This is a genomic window from Caulobacter sp. 05L422, assembly GCF_056397765.1.
This window is the reverse complement of sequence record NZ_JBFTOB010000004.1, coordinates 194,830-218,795: the sequence shown is the minus strand read 5'-3', so window position 1 is coordinate 218,795 and position 23,966 is coordinate 194,830. Positions and strand designations below refer to the sequence as shown.

The 23,966-nt window shown below is 68.7% G+C and carries 16 protein-coding genes; 8 read left to right on the top strand and 8 right to left on the bottom strand.

Annotation, left to right across the window (positions count from 1 at the left end; genetic code table 11):
• The 3 genes from AC1DMQ_RS06415 to AC1DMQ_RS06405 all read left to right on the top strand — a co-directional run.
• Positions 1-148, top strand: a 148-nt coding sequence (locus AC1DMQ_RS06415) for an EF-Tu C-terminal domain-related protein (protein ID WP_477032717.1), incomplete at its 5' end; no start/stop codon positions are given.
• A gap of 298 nt (positions 149-446) precedes the next feature.
• Positions 447-1,529 (top strand): serine hydrolase domain-containing protein, encoded by a 1,083-nt coding sequence (locus AC1DMQ_RS06410; protein WP_477032713.1) that lies wholly within the window; start codon positions 447-449, stop codon positions 1,527-1,529.
• Between the two features lie 65 nt (positions 1,530-1,594).
• Positions 1,595-2,092, top strand: a complete 498-nt coding sequence (locus tag AC1DMQ_RS06405) for a thermonuclease family protein (RefSeq protein ID WP_477032712.1) — start codon at positions 1,595-1,597, stop codon at positions 2,090-2,092.
• On the opposite strand, the gene AC1DMQ_RS06400 is transcribed toward AC1DMQ_RS06405, so the two are convergent.
• The 5 genes from AC1DMQ_RS06400 to AC1DMQ_RS06380 form a co-directional block, all read right to left on the bottom strand.
• Positions 2,089-2,589: a GNAT family N-acetyltransferase gene (locus AC1DMQ_RS06400; RefSeq protein WP_477032711.1), complete on the bottom strand. Its 501-nt coding sequence runs from the start codon at positions 2,587-2,589 to the stop codon at positions 2,089-2,091. The two genes, AC1DMQ_RS06405 and AC1DMQ_RS06400, sit on opposite strands and share 4 nt — an antisense overlap.
• Entirely contained in the window at positions 2,586-5,723 is a 3,138-nt protein-coding gene (locus AC1DMQ_RS06395; protein ID WP_477032710.1) for an efflux RND transporter permease subunit, read from the bottom strand. The genes AC1DMQ_RS06400 and AC1DMQ_RS06395 overlap by 4 nt, the downstream gene beginning before the upstream one ends.
• Positions 5,723-6,799: an efflux RND transporter periplasmic adaptor subunit gene (locus AC1DMQ_RS06390; protein WP_477032709.1), complete on the bottom strand. Its 1,077-nt coding sequence runs from the start codon at positions 6,797-6,799 to the stop codon at positions 5,723-5,725. Before AC1DMQ_RS06390 ends, AC1DMQ_RS06395 begins: the two co-directional genes overlap by 1 nt.
• Entirely contained in the window at positions 6,796-8,298 is a 1,503-nt protein-coding gene (locus tag AC1DMQ_RS06385; protein ID WP_477032708.1) for an efflux transporter outer membrane subunit, read from the bottom strand. The genes AC1DMQ_RS06390 and AC1DMQ_RS06385 overlap by 4 nt, the downstream gene beginning before the upstream one ends.
• A 62-nt stretch (positions 8,299-8,360) precedes the next feature.
• Entirely contained in the window at positions 8,361-8,879 is a 519-nt protein-coding gene (locus AC1DMQ_RS06380) for a MarR family winged helix-turn-helix transcriptional regulator (RefSeq protein ID WP_477032707.1), read from the bottom strand.
• A 653-nt stretch (positions 8,880-9,532) separates the two neighbouring features.
• On the opposite strand from AC1DMQ_RS06380, the gene AC1DMQ_RS06375 reads away from it, so the two are divergent.
• Positions 9,533-12,538 carry a TonB-dependent receptor gene (locus tag AC1DMQ_RS06375; RefSeq protein ID WP_477032706.1) on the top strand — a complete coding sequence of 1,002 codons (3,006 nt, stop codon included), beginning with the start codon at positions 9,533-9,535 and terminating at the stop codon, positions 12,536-12,538.
• 39 nt (positions 12,539-12,577) lie between these two features.
• Here AC1DMQ_RS06375 and AC1DMQ_RS06370 read toward each other — a convergent pair whose 3' ends face one another.
• The 3 genes from AC1DMQ_RS06370 to AC1DMQ_RS06360 form a co-directional block, all read right to left on the bottom strand.
• Complete coding sequence (locus AC1DMQ_RS06370; protein WP_477032705.1) at positions 12,578-13,627, bottom strand: phosphotriesterase family protein; 1,050 nt, start codon at positions 13,625-13,627, stop codon at positions 12,578-12,580.
• A gap of 172 nt (positions 13,628-13,799) precedes the next feature.
• The gene (locus tag AC1DMQ_RS06365) at positions 13,800-15,038 is read right to left on the bottom strand and encodes a TetR/AcrR family transcriptional regulator (protein ID WP_477032704.1); all 1,239 of its coding nucleotides are present in this window, start codon (positions 15,036-15,038) and stop codon (positions 13,800-13,802) included.
• Between the two features lie 183 nt (positions 15,039-15,221).
• A complete protein-coding gene (locus AC1DMQ_RS06360; RefSeq protein ID WP_477032703.1) occupies positions 15,222-17,189 on the bottom strand; it encodes a hybrid sensor histidine kinase/response regulator in 1,968 nt (655 codons plus the stop codon).
• 144 nt (positions 17,190-17,333) lie between these two features.
• Here AC1DMQ_RS06360 and AC1DMQ_RS06355 point away from each other — a divergent pair, with 144 nt between their 5' ends.
• The 4 genes from AC1DMQ_RS06355 (at position 17,334) to AC1DMQ_RS06340 (ending at position 23,863) form a co-directional block, all read left to right on the top strand.
• Positions 17,334-18,560 carry a serine hydrolase domain-containing protein gene (locus AC1DMQ_RS06355; RefSeq protein WP_477032702.1) on the top strand — a complete coding sequence of 409 codons (1,227 nt, stop codon included), beginning with the start codon at positions 17,334-17,336 and terminating at the stop codon, positions 18,558-18,560.
• Between the two features lie 410 nt (positions 18,561-18,970).
• Entirely contained in the window at positions 18,971-21,061 is a 2,091-nt protein-coding gene (locus AC1DMQ_RS06350) for a 3-hydroxyacyl-CoA dehydrogenase NAD-binding domain-containing protein (protein ID WP_477032701.1), read from the top strand.
• 139 nt (positions 21,062-21,200) lie between these two features.
• Entirely contained in the window at positions 21,201-22,751 is a 1,551-nt protein-coding gene (locus tag AC1DMQ_RS06345; protein ID WP_477032700.1) for a class I adenylate-forming enzyme family protein, read from the top strand.
• A 131-nt stretch (positions 22,752-22,882) separates the two neighbouring features.
• The gene (locus AC1DMQ_RS06340) at positions 22,883-23,863 is read left to right on the top strand and encodes a DegT/DnrJ/EryC1/StrS family aminotransferase (RefSeq protein WP_477032699.1); all 981 of its coding nucleotides are present in this window, start codon (positions 22,883-22,885) and stop codon (positions 23,861-23,863) included.
• Positions 23,864-23,966 lie beyond the last annotated feature (103 nt).

Genomic DNA, 23,966 nt, shown 5'->3' with positions numbered 1-23,966 from the left:
AGGCGTGGAAATGATCATGCCGGGCGATAACGCCGAGCTGGACGTCGAGCTGATCACCCCGATCGCCATGGACCAAGGCCTGCGCTTCGCCATCCGCGAAGGCGGCCGCACCGTCGGCGCCGGCGTCGTGGCCAAGATCGTCGAGTAGTTCTCGGCTTTCTAGCTTCGGCTAAGACATGCGAAGGCCCCGGAGGAAACTCCGGGGCCTTTTGCTTTGGGGCTCACCCCCTTGCCCCCACTGACGGCTTCGCCGCCTATCCGCCCCCAAAGGGGGCGGAGGACGCCCCTCTTCCCCCTATGGGGGAAGACGGCCGAAGGCCCGTAGGGGGCAAGCGGTCGCCGCGCGGACAGCGGGCAGACCGCATTACGACACCTTAAGGTGACCCCGTCAGAGCCAGCCCCTAGCGTGGCAAAGGTCTCGCCTGGAGGCCCGCCCGAGGCTCTCCATGCTGCACCGACGTGACTTCCTGCTGGCCGGCGTCGGCCTGGGCCTGGCGCCCGGCGCGGCCTTGGCCGCCAAGCCGCTGGGCGCGGCCAATCCCATCGTCGACGCCTTCGTCAAGGAGCAGGGCTTCAACGGCGTGGTGATGCTGGGCAAGGCCGGCAAGCCGACCTATGCCCGCGCCTTCGGCATGGCCGATCTCGAGGCGGCCAAGCCGGCCACGGTCGACACGGTCTACGCCGTCGCCTCGATCTCCAAGTGGCTGACCTCGGTCACGGTGCTGAAGCTGGTCGAGGCGGGCAAGCTGTCGCTGGACGCGCCGATCACCACCTGGCTGCCCGACTATCGCGCCGACACCGGCGCCAAGGTCACCTTGCGCCGGCTGCTGTCGAACTCCAGCGGCGTGCCCAACGGCTTCACCCCGGCCCTGAAGGCCGATCCCAGCCTGCTGACCACCGACCTGCCGACCGGCGAGGCGGTGAAGCGGTTCTGCCAGGGCGACCTGGCGTTCGAGCCGGGAACGCGCTTCGACTACGTGCTGACCAACTGGATCCTGGTGATCGCGGTGATCGAGGCGGCGACCGGCCGTCCCTATCAGGACGCCATGCGGGAGATCACCCTGGACCGGCTGGGCCTGAAGGCAACCGACGCCAGCACGGCGACCGCGACCCTGCCCAGCGTCGCCGTGGGCTACGCCACCGCCGTCCCGCCCGCGCGGCGGCCCAACAATCGCCTGCCGTACATGGCCGCCGCCGGAGGCTATTTCAGCACCGCCTCGGACCTGATGAAGGCCGCCCACGCGATCTTCGACACCGGCTTCCTGGCGCCGGCCTCGCAGACGGCGCTGCGGACCGTCGAGGTGGCCAGCGACAACTACGCCCTGGGCGGGCGGATCCGCACCCTGTGGGTGGACGGCAAGCCCTATCCGGCCGGCTGGGAGACCGGCAACACCGCCGGCTACCGCTCGGTGCTGGGCCATCGCTTCGACACTCGGGCCACCGTGGTGATCCTCAACAACACCAGTCTGTCGCAGAAGACCCTGGACCTGTTCGCCGACAAGCTGTTCGGCGCGGTCACGCCGGCCTAGCAGGCCGGGCAGGTTCCCGACCTTGCGAGAACACGTTATCCTGGCGGCGAAATCGGGGTGCTCTCTTGATCCGTACCAAGCTTGTCCTCTTGTCGCTGTTGGCGGTCGGCCTGGCCGCTTGCGAGCGGACGCCTGAACCGCCGGCCTCCATCCTGCCGCCGCCGGGCCTGGGCGACCGCGTGCGCGTGCTCAGCGCCGACGCCCTGGTGATCGACGGCAAGCACGTGCGCCTGGCCAACGCCTATGCGCCGCAAGGCGTGCCCGACGCCCGCTGCTGGGCCGAGGCCTCGGCGGCCAAGCAGGCCACCGAATGGGTGCGGTCCCGCATGCACGAGGCGCGCGAGGTGACCGTCCAGCCGACCGGGGGCTTCGACGAGTTCCATCGCGAACTGGCCCAGGTCAGCCTCGACGGCGTCGACCTGGGTCAGCAGATGTATGAGACGGGTCTGGCCAGTCGCCGCAGCGACGGTCGTGACAACCGCTTCCCCTGGTGCGAGCCGATCAGCGCCAAGGCCAAGGACGCTCCAGAGCTGGGTTCGCTGCTCGACAGCGGCAAGCGTTAGAGCGTCAGGCGGTAGAAGACCGTATCGACCGCCATGCGCGGGAAGGCGTCCGGCAGGGCTTCGGGCTCCACGCGGTCGAAGCCGTGCTTTTCGTAGAACCGATGCGCGGCCTGGAAACGGTCGGTCGTGCCCAGCCAGATCTCGGCCACGTCGCGGGCCCGGGCATGGCCGATCGCCGTCGCCAGCAGCGGTCCGGCGACGCCCACGGCGCCGCGAGCCTCGGGGCCGACGAACATCTTGCGCAGGGCCAGCGCGCGCCTCCCATTTTCCTGGGGGCCGATGTCCCTGAGCCCGATCGTGCCGACCAGCGCGCCCTTGCGCTCGGCCACCCAGAACTGCCCCGCGCCGGTCTGGTAGAAGCCAGGCACGTCGGCCAGGTCCGGCTGGTCGGCGGCGGTGATCGCCAGGCCGAACTCGCCGCGCTGGATCGACAGGATCAGCGCCAGCACGGCCGCGGCGTCGCCCGCCGCGAACGGACGGACGACGCCTGAAGTCACAGCCGGTCGACCGGCGACAGCGTCGCCCCGTTGGCCTCGCGCGGGGTGGTCATGCGCGAGAGCTTGGGGGTCAGCCAGTGCTCGATGTCGTCGACGATCTCGTAGACCACCGGCACCAGCACCAGGGACAGCACGGTCGAGGTGATCAGCCCGCCGATCACCGCCACGGCCATCGGCTGGCGGAACTCCGAGCCGGTGCCGATGCCGAGCGCGGTGGGCAGCATGCCGGCCATCATCGCCAGGGTGGTCATGACGATCGGCCGGGCCCGTTCGTGGCAGGCGTCGACGATGGCCTCGCGCTGGCTCATGCCGGCCCGCTCCTGCTCGATGGCGTATTCGACCAGCAGGATCGAGTTCTTGGCCGCCAGACCCATCAGCATCAGGAAGCCGATCAGCGACGGCATCGACAGCGACTGGCCGGTGACCAGCAGGGCCAGGAACGCCCCGCCGATCGCCAGGGGCAGGGCCGACAGGATGGTGATCGGCTTGAAGAAGCTGCGGAACAGCAGCACCAGCACGCCGAACACCAGGCCCACGGCCGAGAGCAGGGCGATGGCGAAGCCGGTGAACAGCTCGACGAACGCCTCCTGGTCGCCGGCCGTGGCCGGGGTGACGCCGGCCGGCAGCTTCTTCATCGTGGGCAGGTTGCCGACGTCGGTCATGGCCTGGCCCAGCTGGGCGCCGTTGTTGAGGTCGGCCTCGATGGTCAGCTGACGCTTGCGCGCGAAGCGGTCGATCTTGGCCGGACCCGCCTGGAACGACAGGTCGGCCACACTATCCAATCGAGTGGTGCCGCCGCCGGCCGTGGGGATGCGCAGGGCGCCCAGGGCGTTGAGGTCGGCGCGGGTCTCGGCCGGCAGGCGCACGCGGATCGGGATCCGGCGCTCGCCCTGGGTCATCTTGGCGACGTTGGCGTCGATGTCGCCCACCGTGGCCACGCGGGCGATGGCGGCGATGTCGGCGGCGCTGACGCCCAGGCGGGCGGCCTCGTCGGCCTTGGGGCGGATGACGATCTCCGGACCGCTGGGCGGCGAGGAGGGACGGGGATCGGCGACGGTGCTCAGGCCCCGCATCTCGCGCTCGACCTGGAAGGCCGTGCGCTCGAGCAGGGGTCCGTCCTCGGCGGTCAGGATGGTCTGGACGTCCGAGGTGCCCCAGTCGCCCAGCAAGTTGACCCGGGCGTCGGGGATCTCGCGCAGGCCGGCGCGAACCACCTGCTTGATCTCGGTCACGGTCAGGTCGCGCTTGCCGTTCAGCACGATGGTGATGGTGGCGTCGCGGATGTCGGCCCCGCTCTGGCCGCCCCAGCCGCTGCCGATGTTCGACCCGACCTGGGCGAAGACGTGGGCGGTTTCCGGACGCTTGCGGAACATGGTGGTCACCGACTGGACGGTGCGGTTCATGTCGGCCGTGGTCGCGCCGGGCGGGCCCTGGACCTTCAGATAGTAGAAGTTGGCGTTGGCGGCCGGCTGGAAGGCCGTGGGAATGAGCGGGACCAGGGCAAACGAGCCCAACAGGATCAGGGTGCCGATGATGATGGCCAGGATCCGGTGGTCCAGCGACCAGTCCAGCACGCCGCGGTAGAAGCCCTTGAACGGCGGGCGCTCATGGGCGTGCTTGGCCGGCTTGAGGAAGTAGGCGGCCAGCAGCGGCGTCAGCAGGCGGGCGACCACCAGCGAGAACAGCACCGCCACGGCGACGGTCAGGCCGAATTCCTTGAAGAACTGGCCGGGCGTGCCGGGCATGTACGACACCGGCACGAACACCGCCACGATGGTGAAGGTGGTGGCCACGACGGCCAGGCCGATGGAGTCCGCCCCTTCCATCGCCGCCGCGAACGGCCTCTGGCCGCGGGCGACGCGTTTCTCGATGTTCTCGATCTCGACCACGGCGTCGTCGACCAGGATGCCGATGACCAGGGTCAGGGCCAGCAGGGTCACGACGTTGAGCGAGAAGCCCATGATCGACATGAAGGCGAAGGTCGGGATCAGCGACACCGGCATGGCGATGGCCGTGATCAGGGTGGCCCGCCATTCGCGCAGGAAGAGGAACACCACCAGCGAGGCCAGCAGCATGCCTTCCAGCAGGGTGTGCTCGGTGGCCGCGAAGCTGGCGCGGGTCTCGTCGACGGTCGAGAAGATCTTCACGAACGTCACGCCCGGCTGCTTGGCCTGCAGGGCTTCCACGGCCTTCTTGACGTTGTCCTCGACGGCGACGTCGCTGGAATCGCGGGTCTTCATCACCTGGAAGGCGACCACGGGCTTGCCGTCGAGGCGGGCGAAGCCGCGCTCTTCTTCCGAGCCCTGGCCGACCTGGGCCACGTCGGTCAGCTTCACATAGCGGCCGCCGGCGATGGGGATGGTGATCTGGCGCAGCTGCTCGACCGTGGTGGCCGCGCCCAGCACGCGCAGGGTCTGCTCGCGGCCGCCGATCTTGGCGCGGCCGCCGGGGGCGTCGACGCTGAAGCTGGCCAGGGCCTGGTTCAACTGGGGCGCGGTGACGCCGAAGCTGGCCATGCGGTCGGGATCGATGACGACGTTGATCTCGCGATCCACGCCGCCGACCCGGGCCACCTGGGCCACGCCCTTTTCGCCCTGCAGCGAGCGGGTGACGGTGTCGTCGATGAACCACGACAGCTCGGTCGCGCTCATGTTCGGGGCCGAGACGGCGTAGGTGATGATCGGGGCGCTGGTGATCTCCAGGCGCTGGACGATCGGCTCGTCGACCTCGCGGGGCAGCTGCGAGCGGGTCTGGTCGACCTTGGAGCGCACCTCGTCGGTGACCTTCTGCAGGTCTTCGCCCAGCTCGAACTCGATGGTGGTGGTCGAGGCGCCCTGGACCACCGACGAGCGGATGGTCTTGACGTTGGAGATGCTGGCGATCGCGTCCTCGATGGGACGGGTGACCTGGGTCTCCATCTCGCCGGGCGCGGCGCCGCTCTGGGTGACCGTCACGGTCACGGCCGGGAATTCGACGTTGGGGAACTGCTTGATGGGCAGGCCCATGTAGCAGCCGATCCCGGCGATGATCAGGGCGATGAACAGGACCGCGACAGGGATCGGGTTCTTGATCGCCCAGGCGGAGATCTTCAGTTCGCCAGTCTTCTCCTGGCCAGGCTTTTGCTCGCTAGCCATCAGCGGGCGGCCTGCTGGGCGGCGGCGGGACGAACGGTGTCGCCGTCCGCCACGAACGACGCGCCGCCCAGCACCACGCGGGTTCCGGCCGGCGGGCCCTGTACCAACTGAGCCCAGCCGCCGCCCTTCTGGCCGACCTTCACGGGGGTCTGGTGGGCGCGGTTGTTGCTGTCGACGGTCATGACGAACAGGCCGTCGGCCTCGTAGCGGATCGCGGCTTCGGGGATGGCCGTCACCGACGTGCCCGACGCGCCGAAGGTGGCGCGGCCGAAGCCGCCGGGGCGCAGATCGGGGCGGACCGGCAGGCGCACGCGCACCTTGCCCAGGCGGCTGGCGCTGTCGACCCGCGGACTGACCAGGCGCACGACGCCCGACACGGCCTGGCCGCTGGGCAGGCTGACCTGGGCCGGCTGGCCGGCGCGGATGCCCGCCAGGTCGGCCTCGTTGACCTCGGCGTCCAGCTCGACCAGGCCGTCGCGGGCGATGGTGAACCAGGGCGTGGTCCCGCCGCCGGCGATCTGGCCCGGCTGCACGCCGCGCTGCAGGACCAGGCCGCCGACCGGGGCGGTGATGGTCATGCGCGAGACGCGGGTGCGCAGCTCCTTCAGGGCCGCTTCCTGGGCCTTGGCCTGGTAGCGGCGGGTCTCGATCTGCTCCTGGCTGATCACGCCCTGGCCGTCGAGGCCGGCGACGCGCTTGGCCTCGGCCTGGGACTGGGCGGTGACCGCGGCCTGCTGCTCGACCTGGGCCCGCAGCAGGGTGTCGTCCAGCTGCGCCAGGGGCTGGCCGGCCCGGACATAGTCGCCCTCGTCGGCATAGAGGCGGGCGACGCGATAGCCGGAGAGCTCGGAGCCGACGGCGGCCTCCTCGCGCGGGACCAGCAGGCCCGACGCCTCGACCCCGCCGCCCAGCGGCCGGGTCTCGACCGAGCCGATGCTGACGGTGCGGGCCAGGGCGGCGGCCGGGGCCTTGGGAGCGGCTTTGTCCTTCTTCTCGCCGCAGGCGGTCAGGCCCGTCGCGGCGATCAGGATCATGGCGGCGAGCGCGGTGCGGGTCGTCATGGGGGAGGGTCTCATTTCGAGGAAACTTGGGTCGGGGCAGAGCCATTTTCGGCGAGATTTGGCGACCAGCCGCCGCCGAGCGCCTTGTAGGTCTGGACGGCGTGCAGCAGGGCGTCGGTGCGGGCGCTGGTCAGGACGGTGCGCGACAGGCGCCAGGACTGCTCGGCCTGCAGGGTGGTGGTCAGGTCGATCAGGCCCAGGCCGTAGCCCTTGCGGTTGGCCTCGTAGGCGCGCTCGGCCCGGGCCACGCCGGCGGTCAGCAGGGCTACGCGGCGCTGGTCGGCGGCCAGCTGCAGCATGGCGTTCTCGGCCTCGCCATAGGCGGTCTGGATCGCCTTTTCGTAAGCGATGGCGGCCTGCTGGGTGCGGGCGTCCTGGGCGTCGATGTCGGCCAGCAGGGCCGGGATGTTCAGCACCGGGATCGAGACGTTGGCGCCGATCGTCCAGGTGGATGTGGAGGTCGAACTGGTGCCGCTGCCTCCGCCGAAACTGGGCGACACGCTCTTCGACAGGCCGGCGCCAGGCGTGATGTTGAAGGTCGGCAGCAGGGCCAGTTCGTTGAGCTTCAGATTGCCGGAGGCGGAGGCCAGGCGGGCCTGGGCTTCGCGCACGTCCGGACGGCGGCCCAGCAGTTCGCCGGGGATCGTGGTGGGCACGGCCGGCGCCAGGTCCAGCTGGGCGTCGACCGGCAGGCTGGCCAGCGGATCGGTCCCGCGCCCGACCAGGATCAGCAGGCTGCGGCGCGCCGCGCCCAGCTGGGCTTCCAGGTTGGCGACCCGGGCCTGGGTGTCGGCCAGGTCGGCCTCGGCGCGGTCGGCTTCGGAGGTGGCGATCAGGCCGGCGTTGGCCTTCTTGGTCGAGAAGTCGCGCAGCGAGGCGTTGATGCGCTCGGTCTGGCGTGCGTCGTCCAGTTGCACGGCCAGGCCGCGCGCCTCGAAGTAGGATTGGGCGACATTGGCGGCCAGCGAGGCGCGCGCGCCTTCATAGGCGAAGCGGGCGGCGGCGAAATCGTTGTCGACCACCCTCATGCCGGCGCGCTTGCGGCCGAACAGGTCCAGCTCCCAGCTGACATCGAAGTTGGCGTTGTAGCTGTCGCTGTCGCCGCCCCTGGTGAAGGGAATGCCGCCGCTTGGAACGGTCTGGCTAAGGATTTCCGTGTGCGTGCGGCCGGCGTTGCCCGTCAAAGGCGTGCCGGGGATCCAGATCTGGCGCACCTGGCCCTTGCGGACGGCGCGCGCCTCTTCCAGCCGCGCGGCGGCGGTGCGGGCGTCGGGCGCCTTTTCCAGGGCCGTCTCGATCAGCTGGGTCAGCTGCGGATCGTTGAAGCTGGTCCACCAGTGGTCCAGGTCCGCCTGGGCCGCGCCGGCGGGCGCCTCGTAGGCGGCCGGCAACTGGGTGTTCGGCGTCGGGCGCGGGGTGTTCACGCATCCGGCCACGGCCAGGCCCGCCAGGCTCAACGCCAGCAGGGAGACCCCGGATCGGAATGGCCGAGGGCGCCCGCGCTCTCTGGTCATGGTTTCACTCATCGACAATCACCTGCAGGCGCGACCGAAGGGGGAGGACGGTCGTGGTTATTTCAACAATGGGGCCCGGGGCCCGACGACGATGGAAGGCCGGCGACGGCGCCGTAGACGTCAACCACCTGATCCAGGAAGCGCTCGATGACCTCCCGCTCGGCGGGGGCCAGGCCGGCGATGACGCCCTCCAGCCCGTCGATCATCGGCGCCAGCTGCGCGAAGGCCCGATCGATCGACGCCTCCACCGGCACGACGCAGACCTTGCGCCGATCCTGGGCCCGCCGCTCGCGCGCGACATGACCGGCCCGCTCCAGGCGGTCGACGATCTGGGTGGCGGCGGCGGTCGTCACCTTCAGATGCACGGCCAGCTGGCCGGGCGTCATCGGGCCGGTGTTCAGAAGCTGCTCCAGCGCGGCCATGTCGGTGACGTTCACGCCCAGGCTCTCGCCGATCTTGCGGCCGATCTGGCGCGTCAGCATCGAGATGGTCTTCAGGCGCTGGCCGATCGGGTCGGTGGGCACGTGCGACGTGCGCCATCGCGGCGAGCCGGGCGCTGAACTGGGATCGTGCGTCGTCATGGACGCGACCCATATTGTTAAGTGACTTAATAGTCAAATTGCTTAGCGATATGGTTGAGCGTGTTGAAGCGCTCGCCGCGCGCCGGTCCGTCAGGGCGCTCATCGCCAGATCCCCAAGAAGGCGGCCGCCCGCCTAACGCGACCGATCATCGTTCGTTCAATTGGGGACGAGGGCGGCGGGATGGAAGGGCGTGGCGGCAACGCTTTTTCTCCTGCCGGCGATTGATGACATGCGCATGCGTCCGCATCCGCCTTCTTGGGAATGACGAGCGAAGCTTCGGCTTTGCGACAGCGGCGCGGCGATTATTTCGCGGGCCCTCGCCGCCCGGCTGCCCCCGAGCGCGACGCGATGCCCGGTTGACGCGGCGTCAAAACATACCGCATCATCGAAACAGATGTTCGACTCCCAGGTCGGGCGTTCGCTCGCGCGGAATGGCGGGCATTCAGTCAAGCGTTTCCAGTACCCGGCCTAGGGGGATCCCACGGTTGTCGGCTCGCGAACACGCATCTTCAGTTTTCGAAACGCGCCGGCGTGGCGACGTGGCGGCGCCAGCCGTCGCGCCGGCTGACCGGCGCGCGAGGCGCGCCGCCGACTAGCTTTCCCGAAGCCCAAAAGACCTGCGTTCAAAAAAAGCAGCACGGGAGGGAAGACCATGAAGAAAGCGATGTTCCTGCGCGGGGCCTCGGCCTTGACGCTTACGTTTTGCGTGGCGGCCGGCGCCGCCCACGCCCAGACAAGGCCACCGGGGGATCAAGGGCCGACTACGGTCGAGGAAGTCATCGTCACAGGTTCGTTCATCAGGGGCACGCCCGAGGACGCCTCGCTGCCGGTCGACGTGATCGGCATCGAGGACCTGCAGAAGCAGGGCTCGCCCTCGACGGTGGAGATGCTGAAGGCCCTGCCGGTCTCGAACGGCGTGTTGGGCGACACCAACCAGTTCGACAGCCGGGCCCAGGGCTCGGAAGGTTCGGGCTCGGTCAACCTGCGCGGCCTGGGTTCGCAACGCACCCTGGTGCTGATGAACGGCCGGCGCCTGGCGATCAACCCGCTGGCCGCGGCCGGGGCGGGCATCGTCGACACCAACATCATTCCCAGCGCCGCCATCGGCCGGATCGAGGTGCTGAAGGACGGCGCGGCGGCGACCTACGGCTCGGACGCCATCGCCGGCGTCGTCAACTTCATCACCAAGAAGAACTTCAACGGGCTGGAAGCCGGGGCCGATTACCGGTTCATCGACGGCTCCAAGGGCGACTACGGCCTGAACGTCACCTACGGCAAGGTGTGGGACAAGGCCAACATCCTGGCCGCCATCGGCTGGCAGCATCGCTCGAAACTGGGCGTGGCCGACCGCGACTGGGCCAACCAGCCCTATCTGACCAACCCTGAGGCGGGCTGGTCGGCGGCGGGCAATCCTTCGACCTTCATCCCCGCGGCGGCCTCGACCACCGGCTTCCGCGATCCCAGCTGCACCAGCCTGGGCGGCTATGCCGGCTTCAGCGGCCTGACCCCGGTCTGCTACTGGCACTACACGCCGTTCGACAACCTGGTCGAGAAGCAGGACGCCATCCAGATGTATGGCGAGGTCAACGCCGAGCTGTCGGAAAAGACCAAGTTCCACATGGAGGCCCTGTACAGCCACACCGACGTTCCCGACTGGAACACCTCGCCGTCCTACGCCGCGCTGGCGGTGCCGACCTCCGAGGTCGCCGTCGCGCCCAGCCTGACGGGCCGCTACTACGTGCCGGCCAACAACCCGGGCCTGATCGCCTTCATGGCCGCCAACCCGACCATCGTCACCACCAGCCTGGTGACCGGCGCCCAGACCACGGTGCCGTCGGCGATCCTGGCGGGCGGGGCGATCAACGCCGCCAACCGGCCCTACGGCCTGGGCGGCAATCCCGCCTTCGGCTACGGCCCATCGATCGGGGCCCGCGCCTATGACGCCTACCGGGTGTCGGGCGACCTGTCGGGCGAGTTCGACAACGGCATCGGCTGGGACCTGGCCCTGACCTATTCGCAGGAGGTCGGGATCCGCACGGGCTACGACACCCTGGTCAACCGCTACCAGCTGGCCCTGCGCGGCCTGGGCGGTCCGCGCTGCGACACCGACGCCGCCACGCCCGGAATCCAAGGGGTGCCCGGGGTCAATGGCTGCCTGTTCTACAATCCGTTCGCCAACGCCATTCCCGGCAACGCCATCACGGGCGTGGCCAACGCGGGCTACAACCCGGCCCTGGCCAATAGCGAGGAAGTCACCCGCTGGTTCTTCCAGAAGCTGACGACCAAGCAGGCCTCGCGCCTGTTCGTCGGCGAGGCGGTGCTGAACGGCAAGACCAACATCACCCTGCCGGGCGGCGACATCGCCTGGGCGGCCGGGGTGCAGTACCGGCGCACCTACTTCAAGTCCGACTACAACGACATCTCCAACGCCCTGATCAATCCGTGCGTCAACACGCCCGACTTCGGAGTGACCAACTGCACCGGCTCGGTCCGCAACGGCCCGTTCATGTTCCTGGGCGTCAACACCCCGGCCGACAAGCAGAGCGACATCATGGCCGCCTTCGGCGAGCTGTCGGTGCCGATCACCGAAGACCTGCAGATGCAACTGGCCGCCCGCTACGAGGACTACGGCGGGGCCACGGGCTCGACCTTCAACCCGAAGGTCGCGCTGCGCTGGCAGGCCACTTCGTGGATGGCGCTGCGCGGTTCGGCCGGCTCGACCTTCCGCGGTCCGCCCGACCCGCAGCTGGTCACCTCGTCGATCACCTCGCTGCAGAGCATCCTGGGCGTGTTCCGCGCCGTCGACATCTACGGCAATCCGAACCTCCAGCCTGAAGAGGCCGACACCTTCAACGCCGGCGTCCTGTTCAACAGCGGGAACTTCAAGGCCAGCATCGACTACTTCCAGTTCGACTTCGAAAAGCCGATCGTCGCCGAGCCGGTGGCGGGGATGGTCAACGCCCTCTATCCGAACGGCGCGACCGGGGCCAACAACTGCGGAAACCCGACCTATGCGGCCCTGCAGGCGCGGTTCACCTACAGCACCAACTGCAGCACGATCTCGTCGCTGGCCCGCCTGAAGACCTATTATGTCAACGGACCGTCGATCAAGAATTCGGGCATCGACTTCTCGGCTGACTACATCTTCGAGGACGTGATCGGCGGCGACTTCCGGCTGGGCGCCAACGCCACCTACATCGCCGAATACAAGGTCGACGCCCAGACCGTCGAAGGCGTGGTGGTCAGCCCGGCGTTCGACGCGGTGGGCCTGCTCAACTACCAGACCATCGCCGTGCCGATCCCGCAGTGGAAGGGCGATATCTTCGGCGAATGGACCCGGGGGCCGCATAACGTCCGCCTGACGGTCCACTACATCGACAGCTACACCGACCAGCGCACCGCCCCGTTCGCGGCCGGGGCCTACAAGGACTCCACCGGCGCGCCGGTGCAGGTGGCGGCCGGCAAAACGATCGACACCCAGATCCTCACCGACCTGGCCTACCGGGTGTTCCTGCCCTGGGACACCACCCTGACGGCGGCGATCACCAACGTCTTCGACCAGGATCCGTCCTACGCCCGCCTGGACCTCGGCTACGACCCGTTCACCGGCGACCCGCTGGGCCGGACCTACAAGCTGGGGATCAGGAAGAAGTTCTAGGCCGCATTGGCCAGGGGGCGGCCTGGGTCGCCCCCTTCTTTATATCCGGCGTCCGCCCCAGAGGGCGAAGGCCCTGGCCGGATTGGTCTGGAGCAGGGTCTTGATATCCGCCGCGCTGAAGCCCTTGGCGCGCAGGGCCGGCGCGAATTGGGTGAAGATCAGCTCGTAGCTGCGGGCCTCGCCGCCGCCGGGCTGGCCGACATTGTACCAACCGGCGTCCTGCGACACGAGCACGTGGTCCAGCAGGCCTTCGTCGCGCATGCGGGTCACCAGCTCGACATGCCGGTCCATCGACTTGGCGTCGATCCCGTCGAACTCGATCCAGGCGCCGCGTCGCGCCGCCGCGATGTGGTTAGCGACGTCCGGTTCGTTCTGGGCGTGGATCCAGATCCAGGCGGACGGATGCACGCGTTCCTTCTCCAGGATGTCCAGCTGCTCGAACGCCGACACGGCAGGACCGGTGTGGGCGCCGATGACCAGGCCGGTCCGCTTGTGGGTCAGGGCGCCGGCGCGGATCAGCTTGCGCTCGACCTCGCTCAGCGGGCCGCCGTTGAAGCCCAGCTTGATGAGGCCGGGCCGGACGGGCGTGTTGTCGATCCCGTCCATGGCTTCCAGGAACCAGCGCTGGGCCAGGGCCTCGGCGGTTTCGGTGAACACCCAGGGCGGCAGGTGGGTGTTGCCGAAGGCGGCGTAGTTGCCGGTCACGGTCAGGATGTTGAGGCCGCTCTCGCGCGACAGGCGCTCCAGCAGGATCACGTCGCGACCCAGGTACGCCGCCGTGGCGTCGACGAAGGTCCTGCAGCCCAGCGCCTTAAGGCTCAGCAGGCGAGGCAGGATGACCTTCACCACCTCGTCGCGGTCATAGGGCAGGGGCGCCTTGGACCACTCGTCATAGGTCTGGAAATTGGCCAGGATATGCTCGTGCACCAGGGTGACGCCCATCGAGGCGGCGTTCATCCAGCCCCGAACGGTCCTGACTTCGGGATCGGGCACGACCTCGTCCCGCAAGGTCCGGGCGCTCGCGCCTGACCCGACGAACAGACCCCCGGCCGCGCCGAGGATCCCCTGAACCACGTCTCGTCTGTGCATGACCGCTCCACCCGCCGGACCACGATCGCGAGTTGAGGCTGAAAATGCGGCAACGGCAAGTCGTGGCGCGGCCTAGAGCGGTTCCCGACCTGATTGCATCAGGCCGAGGCTCCAGGTTTTTGCTTAACGCATTGTCTTCACGCGAACCGATTCCACTTCGCTCGAAAATGCTCTAGCGCGCGAACAGCCCCGTCAGCAGCGGTCGGGCGAACAGCCGGGCGGCTTCCTCGCGCTCCAGGCCGGGAACCCATATCCCCAGCGAGGCGGCGGCGTTGAGCATCGAATTGATCATGTGGGCCGCGATCATCGGGTCCACCGCCCGCACCGAGCCCTCGGCCACGCCGTCGGAGATGATCGCCGCGAAGCGTTCGGAGCCGCGGGCGTAGCCCTGGGCCATTTCGGTGCGGATCTCGATCGGCAGGGCGCCCATCGACGAGGCGCGCAGCAGCGGACCATGGTCCGACAGCTGGTAGGCGACCAGGGCCGCCGTCGCCGACGACAGCTGCTCCCAATTGTCCTTGGCCAGGTCTCGGGCGTCGATCTGGGCCTTGCGGGTGACGGCGAAGGTGCGCTCGAAGCACTCGACCACCAGGGCGTCCTTGTCCACGTGATGGTGGTAGAACGAGCCCTTGGTGACGTTCAGCTGGGCCGAGATGTCCTCGACCGAGGCCCCGCGATAGCCGCGCTGGTTGATCAGCCGGGTGGCGGCGACCAGGAAGGTCTCGCGCCATTCCTGGCCCTCGGGCGACTGCGGCGTCGGATCGGGCAGGGTCACCGGCTTCCAGGCGTCGTCTCCGGCGCCTTTCGGGGCCAGGCCGTTGACCAGGATGTCGTACATCTTGTCGCGCACGCGGCCATAGTCGTCGACGTCGTAGCGACGCAGCCACGAGCCGGACCAGAACACCTGCTCGAGCAGCAGGTGGGTGCGGGCGTTGCGGTCGCGCTTGTCCAGGTGCTCGAACTCCGGGCCCTCGAAGAAGCCGCGAACCCTACGGAACAGGTCGTTGAACGCGCCCTGCACCGAGCCGCGCAGGGGCTCCTTCAGGGCCCGCATCTCGGTGAAGCTGGTCAGGGGCGCGGCCTCGCCCAGGCGCACCCGGCGGTTCAGGTCCAGATAGAGGTCCAGGAAGGCCAGCAGGCGGCTGGGCGCGCCGGGCGCCTTGCCTGCCTCTGTGACCAGGGCGTCGAAGCGCTCCAGGCCGCGCATGAAGCAGGCGGCCGCCAGGTCGTCCTTCTTGCGGTAGTAATAGGTGACGCTGGTGGTGATCAGCCCGACCTTGGCCGCGACGTCGGCCAGGGTCATGCCCTTGACGCCCTGGCGGTTCAGGATGGCGGTCGCGGCGGCGAGGATCGCCTCTTTCTTCTTCGCGTACCGCTCGGTGGCGGGGCTCGCGATCCGGCCGTCGTCCATGTGTCGCCCCCCTCCCTGTTCGCAGCTTGGCGCGGCCTACGCGCGCGTCCCTTGGACCCGTGGGTCCAATTTAGGAAGCCCTGTCTCCACGACAAGGCGCGCGAGTCGCTTCAGCGCCGCTTTCGTGGGCGCGGAATCTTGCAGCCATGTTGCAGAATGGAGGCGGCGGCGTGGTTCGAAGGTCTAGGACGCCAGGGAAGTCGGTTCGGCCGCCGTTTCGCCGAGCACGGCGACGATGGCCTGGACCAGGGCGGCGGGCGACAGAGGCTTGGCCACCGCGCCGTTCATGCCCGCGGCGATGTAGGACGCCTGCTGGTGGGCCAGGGCGTTGGCGGTCATGGCGATGATCGGGGTCGACGCCGCCTCGCCACCCAGGTCGCGGATGCGCCGGGTGGCCTCGACGCCGTCCATGCCGGGCATCTGGATGTCCATGAAGATCAGGTCGAAGCCCTGGCCGTCGCGCTCGACGGCCTCGACGCCCAGGACGCCGTCGTCGGCGGTTTCGACGACCGCGCCCATGGCCTGCAGCAACCGGCCGGCGACCAGGCGGTTGGTGGCGTTGTCCTCGACGATCAGCACGCGCAGTCCGGCCAGCAGGGCGGTGTCGGCCGCTTCGACCGGGGCGGCGGCCTCGAAGGCGGGCGGGGCGGCGATCTCCAGCCAGAAGATCGAGCCGCCTTCCGGCGGGCTGCGGAACCCGACGTCGCCGCCCATCAGCATGGCCAGGCGCCGGGTGATGGCCAGGCCGAGGCCCGCGCCGCCGAAGCGCCGGGTGGTCGAGCCGTCGGCCTGGCTGAAGCGCTGGAACAGGCCGTCGGCCGTGGCCTCGTCGACGCCCACGCCGGTGTCCTGGATCTCGAACCGCAGGCGTTGCGCGCCCGGCGGGCCGGCTGCGGTCAGGCGCGCCTGGACGCCGCCCTCCAGGGTGAACTTCACCGCGTTGCCCAGCAGGTTGAACAGGCCCTGGCGCAGCCTCAGGGGGTCGGCCCCGACCCAGCCGATGCTGGGATCGACCGTGACCGTCAGGGTCAGGCCCTTCTGCCTGGCCTGGGGCCGCAGCAGGTCGGCGACGCTGCGCAGCAAGGCGGCCGGATCGATCGGCTCGGGATTCAGCTCCAGCTTGCCGGCCTCGATCTTCGAGAAGTCGATGATGTCGTTGAGCAGTTCCGACAGCATGGCCCCGCAGCCCAGCGCCTCGTTCAGCAGCTGGCGGCCGTCGTCCGACAGCTTCTCGCGCTTGAGCAGGTGCATCACCCCCAGCACCCCGTTCATCGGGGTGCGGATCTCGTGGCTCATATTGGCCAGGAACTGCGACTTGGCCTCGGCCGCGCCGAGGGCGGCGTCGCGGGCGGCGACCAGTTCGGTGACGTCCTGGCTGATGCCGATCACGTCCCAGGCCTTGGCGCTGGCCCCGCGCACCCCACGCCAGGCGGCCCGCATCCAGATCCAGGTTTGATGGGCCGGATCGAAATAGCGATAGGTCAGCAGGCTGTGGTCGCCGGTCGCCAGGGTCCGGCTGAACGCCTCCCAGACCATTTGCCGATCCTCGACGTGGGTCGAGAGGGTCATCTCCTCGACCGTCATCGTCCGCACCCCGCCCTGGGGCGAGGAGGGCGTCGGGATGTCCTGCTCGAAGACGTAGATCCCCTTGCGCGGATCGAACCGCCAGACATAGACGCCGGCCGTGTTGCGCAGAAGCTCGTTGGCCCGCTCGGCCTGCTGGCGCTCGAGGCGCCGTGCACGGTCCTCGCTGAAGTCCTGGAAGACGATCAGCAACGCTTCGCCCCCGAAGCCGGCCTGCAGCATCTTGGTCTGCGAGCGCACCCACAGCCAGCCGCCGCCCTTGCGGGCCAGGCGATGCTCTGACCGGGCCTGGCCCTCGGCGCGCAGGGTCTTGCCGATGCTGAGGATGGTGTCGGTGTCGTGCAGGTGGAAGAAGTCGCGGATCGGCCGGCCCAGGGTTTCGGCGGGCACCCAGCCGGTCAGGGTGGTCCAGGCCGGATTGACGCGGACGATCGCGTCGTTCTCCAGCACCACGAACATGTCGAGGCTGCTCTCGAAGAACCAGTCGGCGGCGGCCTGCTCGATGCTGGGAGCCGCCGGCGCATCGCGCGTTCCGCTGGGGGTCTTGTCGCGCAAGTGCTTGCCCATCCCCGTTCCCTAGTTTTCAATCGATATGCGCACGAACGGGTAAAGGGCGGGTTTCGACGTACCCCTTCTTCGATCGCCGCCAACAAACAGTACGCCGCCCCGCCTGCGATCCTTCAGGCGGACGGCCGCAGGAGGGATATCGTCTTGAGCACGCCTGAAGCCGTGGGTCTGTCGTCGGATCGACTGAAGCGCATCGACGCCTTCATCCAGGATCGTTATGTCGCACCCGGCAGGCTGCCCTGCGCCCTGGTGCAGGTCTGGCGTCGCGGCCAGCTGGCGCACACCACGATCCTGGGCTCGGCGGACAAGGAGCGCGGGCTTCCGCTCAAGGCCGACAGCCTGTTCCGCATCTATTCGATGACCAAGCCGATCACCTCGATCGCCTTCATGATGCTGGTCGAGGAGGGCAAGGTCGCGCTGGACGATCCGGTGCACCGCTTCATCCCCGCGTGGAAGAGCCTCGGCGTGTTCCAGGCCGGCGTGCTGGGCGCCTTCCAGACCAAGCCGGTCGACCAGCCGATGCGGATCATCGACCTGCTGCGCCATACCGCCGGTTTGACCTACGGCTTCCAGCAGCGGACCAACGTCGACGCCGCCTATCGCAAGCTGAAGCTGGATGGCGTCGACAGCGAGGGCGGGCTCAACAACTTCATCGGCAACCTGGGGACCGTGCCGCTGGAGTTTTCGCCCGGCGAGGCGTGGAACTATTCGGTGGCCACCGACGTGCTGGGCTACCTGGTCCAGCTGATCTCGGGCCAGCCGTTCGAGACCTTCCTCAAGGAACGGATCTTCAACCCGCTGAAGATGGTCGACACCGGCTTCCACGTGCCCGACGCCCAGCGCCACCGCTTCACCGCCTGCTACACACTGAACCCCAAGGGCGAGGTGGTGCTGCAGGACGACCCGACCACCAGCCAGTACCTGTCCGAACCGTCGGTGAAGTCGGGCGGCGGCGGCCTGGTCTCGACCGCCGACGACTACATGCGGTTCTGCCGCATGCTGCTGAACGGCGGCGAGCTGGACGGCGCGCGGATCGTCAGTCCCAAGACGTTGAAGCTGATGACGATGAACCACCTGCCGGGCGGCAAGGAGCTGACGGAGATGTCGCAGTCGCTGTTCAGCGAGGCGGTGTTCGAGGGGCTGGGCTTCGGCCTCGGCTTCGCCATGACCGTCGATCAGGCGCGGACCAAGAACCTGGGCTCGCTCGGCGAATACTTCTGGGGCGGCATGGCCTCGACGGCCTTCTGGATCGATCCGGTCGAGGACCTGGCGGTGGTGTTCATGACCCAGTTGATCCCGTCCTCGGCCTATCCGATCCGCCGCGAACTGCGGACGCTGGTCTATGCGGCGCTGACGGAAAGCAACGCCTAGGCGGTAAAGAAAGCGGCGCGGGAGGGGGGCTCCCGCGCCGAGTGCGCTTCACCTAAGTCGACACGCCGAGGCAGGCGCGCCGCGTGCGCGAAGATGATCGGCTTCGAAGATATGGGACGGGTGCAAGTCGCGTCCCGACGCCGACCCCCTTACGCGTACGCCCTCGACAGTCGGAGCACATTTCGGCGTATCCGCGAGGTTCGCGGGCGCTTCGTTCGGCGGCTTCCCCCCGCCCGCACGGATTGGCTCCGGCTGAAACTTATATTTTCGAATTTCGAGTATGAATGCGGCGACGTCAATGGCCGGCGCCTAAATTCCCGGCGCCCCTACGGACCTCTGGACTTCGGCGACAGGTCGTGCAGGGTTTGCTTCAAACAACCGTTCAAAAGAACGCAACCACAGACTTGAGGGTGGAAAACGCCATGGCCGCGATCAACAACGTCACGGATCTGACCGTCGAAGGCGACATCGGGGTCGTCACGCTCAACTCGCCGCCGGTCAATGCGCTGTCGGCCGCCGTGCGCGAGGGACTGTCCAAGGCGTTCGACGCCGCCATCGCCGATCCGGCGGTCAAGGCCATCGTGCTGATCTGCGAGGGCAAGACCTTCATCGCCGGCGCCGACATCACCGAGTTCGGCAAGGCCATGACCGGCCCCTCGCTGCAGGACGTGCAGAACACCATCGAGAATTCGCCCAAGCCGGTGGTCGCCGCGATCCACGGCACGGTGTTGGGCGGCGGGCTCGAAGTGGCGCTGGTCGCGCACTACCGCGTCGCCGTGCCCTCGGCCAAGGCGGGCCTGCCGGAAGTGAACATCGGCCTGCTGCCGGGGGCCGGCGGCACCCAGCGTCTGCCGCGCGTGGTCGGCGTCGAGAAGGCGCTGGAGATGGTCACCACCGGCCAGCACGTGCCGGCCAAGGCGGCGCTGGCCATGGGCCTGTTCGACTCCATCGTCGAGGAAGGCGCCCTGCGCGACGGGGCCGTCGCCTTCGCCCGCGTGGTCCTGGCCGAGGACAAGCCGCTGACCCGCATCCGCGACCAGAACGCCAAGGTCGAGGCCGCACGCGGCAAGCCCGAGATCTTCAGCGAATTCCGCAAGGCCAACGCCCGCAAGTTCCGCGGCTTCCTGGCGCCCGAGAACAACATCAAGTGCATCGAGGCGGCGGTGAACCTGCCCTTCGACGAAGGCCTCAAGGAAGAGCGCCGGCTGTTCATGGAGTTGATGACCGGCAGCCAGTCGGCCGCCCAGCGCTATGTGTTCTTCGCCGAACGCCAGGCCGCCAAGATCCCCGACGTGCCGGACGACACCCCGATCATCCCGGTCAAGAAGGTCGGCGTCATCGGGGCCGGCACCATGGGCGGCGGCATCTCGATGAACTTCCTCAATGCCGGCATCCCGGTGACGATCATCGAGGCCAAGCCGGAGAACCTGGATCGCGGCGTCGGGGTGATCCGCAAGAACTACGAGAACACCGCCAAGAAAGGCCGTCTGACCCAGGACGACGTCGAAAAGCGCATGGGCCTGCTGACGCCGTCGATGAACCTGGAGGACCTGGCCGACTGCGACCTGATCATCGAGGCCGTGTTCGAGCTGATGGAGATCAAGAAGGAGGTGTTCGGCAAGCTGGACAAGATCGCCAAGCCCGGCGCGATCCTGGCCTCCAACACCTCGTACCTCGACATCGACGTGATCGCCGCCTCGACCTCGCGGCCGGAAAGCGTGATCGGCCTGCACTTCTTCTCGCCGGCCAACGTGATGAAGCTGCTGGAGATCGTGCGCGGCGAGAAGACCGACAAGTCGGTGATCGCCACCTCGATGCAGATCGGCAAGAAGATCGGCAAGGTCGCGGTGCTGGTCGGCAACTGCCACGGCTTCGTCGGCAACCGCATGCTGGCCCAGCGCCAGCGCGAGGCCCAGAAGCTGATCCTGGAAGGGGCCATGCCCTGGGACGTCGACCGCGTGCTCTACGATTTCGGCCTGCCGATGGGCCCGTTCGCGATGAGCGACCTGGCGGGCCTGGACATCGGCTGGGACCCGGCCAAGACCAGCTCGTCCACCATCCGCGAAGTGCTGTGCGAGATGGACCGTCGCGGCCAAAAGAACGGCAAGGGCTTCTACGACTACGACGAGAACCGCGTCGCCAAGCCGTCGAAAGAAGTCGAGCAGGTGATCCTCGACTTCGCCGAGAAGCGCCAGATCCAGCGCCGCGAGATCAGCGACCAGGAAATCCTGGAGCGGTGCCTGTATCCGATGGTCAACGAAGGGGCCAAGATCCTGGAAGAGGGCAAGGCGATCCGGGCGTCCGACATCGATACCGTCTGGATCAACGGCTACGGCTGGCCGGTCTATACCGGCGGCCCGATGTTCTGGGGCGAACTCGTGGGCCTGGACAAGATCCTGGCCAGCATGAAGGCGTTCCAGGCCAAGTTCGGCGACGACTTCAAGCCGTCGGCCCTGCTGGAGCGCCTGGTGGGCGAGGGCAAGGGGTTCAAGGACGCTTAGCGTCCCTCACAAACGTCTGTCATCCCGGGCGGAGCGAAGCGCAGACCCGGGACCGACATGGAACTCAGCGCTTCGGGTCGGTCCCGGATCGGCGCGCTACGCGCTTGTCCGGGATGACAACTTCAGTGGGTGCAGCACCATGACCACCATCGCCAGCATGATGACCGCCGACTACGGCGTGATGGGCGACATCCTGCGGCAGCGGGCGGCCGAGCTGCCTGACCATCCCGCCGTGATCATGGAGACCGGCGAGGCCGTCACCTACGCGCAGTTCGACGCCCTGGCCGACCGGGTCGCCGCCGCCCTGCAGCGCGACGGCATCCGCCAAGGCGAGGCCGTCGCCGTCTGCGCCCTATCGTCGATCCCCTACACGGCGCTGTTCCTCGGCGCGCTGCGGGCCGGGGTGGCGGTCGCGCCCCTGGCCCCGTCGTCGACGCCCGAGGCCATCGCCGGCATGGTCGCCGACTGCGGGGCGCGGCTGTTCTTCATGGACGCCGGCGTGGCCGAGGCCCAGAAGCCGGCGCCGATCGCCGTGCGCTACATCGCGCTGGACGGTTCGGACTTCGGCGAGGCGTTCGACGCCTGGCTGGCCCCGCAGGGCGCGATCCCGGCCGCCGTGGCCATCGCCGCCGAGGACCCGTTCAACATCATCTATTCCAGCGGCACCACCGGCGCGCCCAAGGGCATCGTCCAGTCGCACGGCATGCGCTGGAAGCACGTGTTCCGCGGCGACGCCGTCGGCTACGGCCCCGAGGCCGTCGCCCTGCTGTCGACCCCGCTCTATTCCAACACCACCCTGGTCTGCTTCTTCCCCGCCCTGGCCGGCGGCGGCACGGTGGTGCTGATGAAGAAGTTCGACGCCGGCAAGTACCTGGAACTGGCCCAGCGGCATCGCATGACCCACACCATGCTGGTGCCGGTGCAGTACCGCCGCCTGATGGACCGGCCCGACTTCGGCGACTTCGACCTGTCGTCGACCCACATCAAGTTCTGCACCAGCGCCCCGTTCTCGGCCGAGCTGAAGGCCCAGGTGCTGGCCCGCTGGCCCGGCGGGCTGGTCGAGTATTTCGGCATGACCGAGGGCGGCGGCACCTGCATCCTGTTCGCCCACGAACATCCGGACAAGCTGCACACGGTGGGCCGTCCGGCCCCCGGCCACGACATCCGGCTGATCGACGAGGACGGCGTCCAGGTCGGACCCGGCGTGGTCGGCGAGATCGTCGGCCGCTCGGCCGGCATGATGAACGGCTATCACGGCCAGCCGGGCAAGACCGCCGAGGCGACCTGGGTCTCGCCCGAGGGCTGGAGCTTCATCCGCACCGGCGATGTCGGCCGGTTCGACGAGGAGGGCTTCCTCACCCTGATGGACCGCAAGAAGGACATGATCATCAGCGGCGGCTTCAACATCTATCCCAGCGACATCGAAGCCGAGATCGTCCAGCACCCCGACGTGGTCGAGGCGGCGGTGGTCGGGGTGCCGTCCGACGCCTGGGGCGAATCGCCGGTGGCTTTCGTGGCGGTTAAGCCTGATGCGCGAATTGACGCGGACGGGTTGAGGTCGTGGGTCAATGCTCGCCTCGGCAAGACCCAGCGGCTGGTCGACCTGAGGCTGGTCGAATCCCTGCCCCGCAGCCATATTGGCAAGGTCCTGAAGCGTGAATTGCGCGACGGCTGGACGGCTTCTGCCTAGGTCGAAGATTCCGGACACATTTTTGCCGCGACGGCGCGCCGCATCTGGGCCTGCCGAGTCAGTCGATACGTTTGCTTAACCATAAAGGCGCTGTCGTGTGACAGAGCCGGATTGTTCGGAAGCGACGTCTGATGCAAGCCCTCCCCAAAGTGTCGCCGGAAGCCCGCAAGCAGGCCAAGGCCGAAGCGGCGCTCGCGGCCGCCGGTGTCCCGCTGGATTTCGCGGCCGTGGAGAAGGTGCTCCGACAGGGTCTGACCCCCGGTCTCGACGCCAGGCTGGCCGACCGCTTCGACCGCCCCACCGCCGTCCGCGCCGTCTCCACCCGCGTGGCCGCCCTGACCGCCGCCCTGATCGCCTCGGGCGTACGTCGCGGCGGCGTCTGCATCGTTCCGGCCCTGGCCTCGGCCGCCACCCTTGAAGCCGTCGCCGGCGCCGGCCTGCGGGCCTGGCTGGTCGACGTGGATCCCTACAGCTGGATGTTCGATCCGGCCCACCTGCGCGAGCGCCTGGGCGAGGCCCCGCCACCGATCGAGGCCATCGTCCCCACCTGCGCCTTCGGCCGCGCGCCGGACATGACCGCCTGGGCCGCCTTCCAGCGCGAGACCGGCCTGCCGATCGTGGTCGACGCCACCGACGGCTTCGACGTGATCATGGACGCCCCGGTCCCCGTGGTCGTCGGCCTGCCGGGCGGGCGCGGCGTGTTCGTGGCCAGCCAGGACGCCGACTTCATCGCAAGACTTGATGCGCCGGCCTTCGCCGGCGAGGCGGGGCTCGAGGCCTGGTCCAGCCAGCGCCTGCGCCTGGCCACCGCCGCCCAGCGCCTGCGCATGCTGCTGCTGGGCGCGCCGATCGGCTTCCAGCCGGGCTGGGGCATGAGCTGGGTGTCGGACGCCTGGGTCGTCAGCGTTTCGGAGGGCGCGGCGCCGGTCGTGGCCGAGAAGCTGGCCGAGATGGGCTACGCGACCAACCCGGTCGGTCCGGGCATTGTCATCCGCGACCAGACCCCGGTGGCCGATCGCCTGGCCAAGTCGGTGCTGAGCCTGCCGTTCCATGCGGACCTGGGCATCACGGAACTGGACGAGCTGGCCGAGGCGGTTCGCAAGGCGCTCTAGCGGCTAACACTTGCCCCCTACGGGTCGCTTCGCGACCGTCTTCCCCCACAGGGGAAGAGGAGCCGGGTACGCGTCCTCCGCCCCCTATGGGGGCGGACAGACG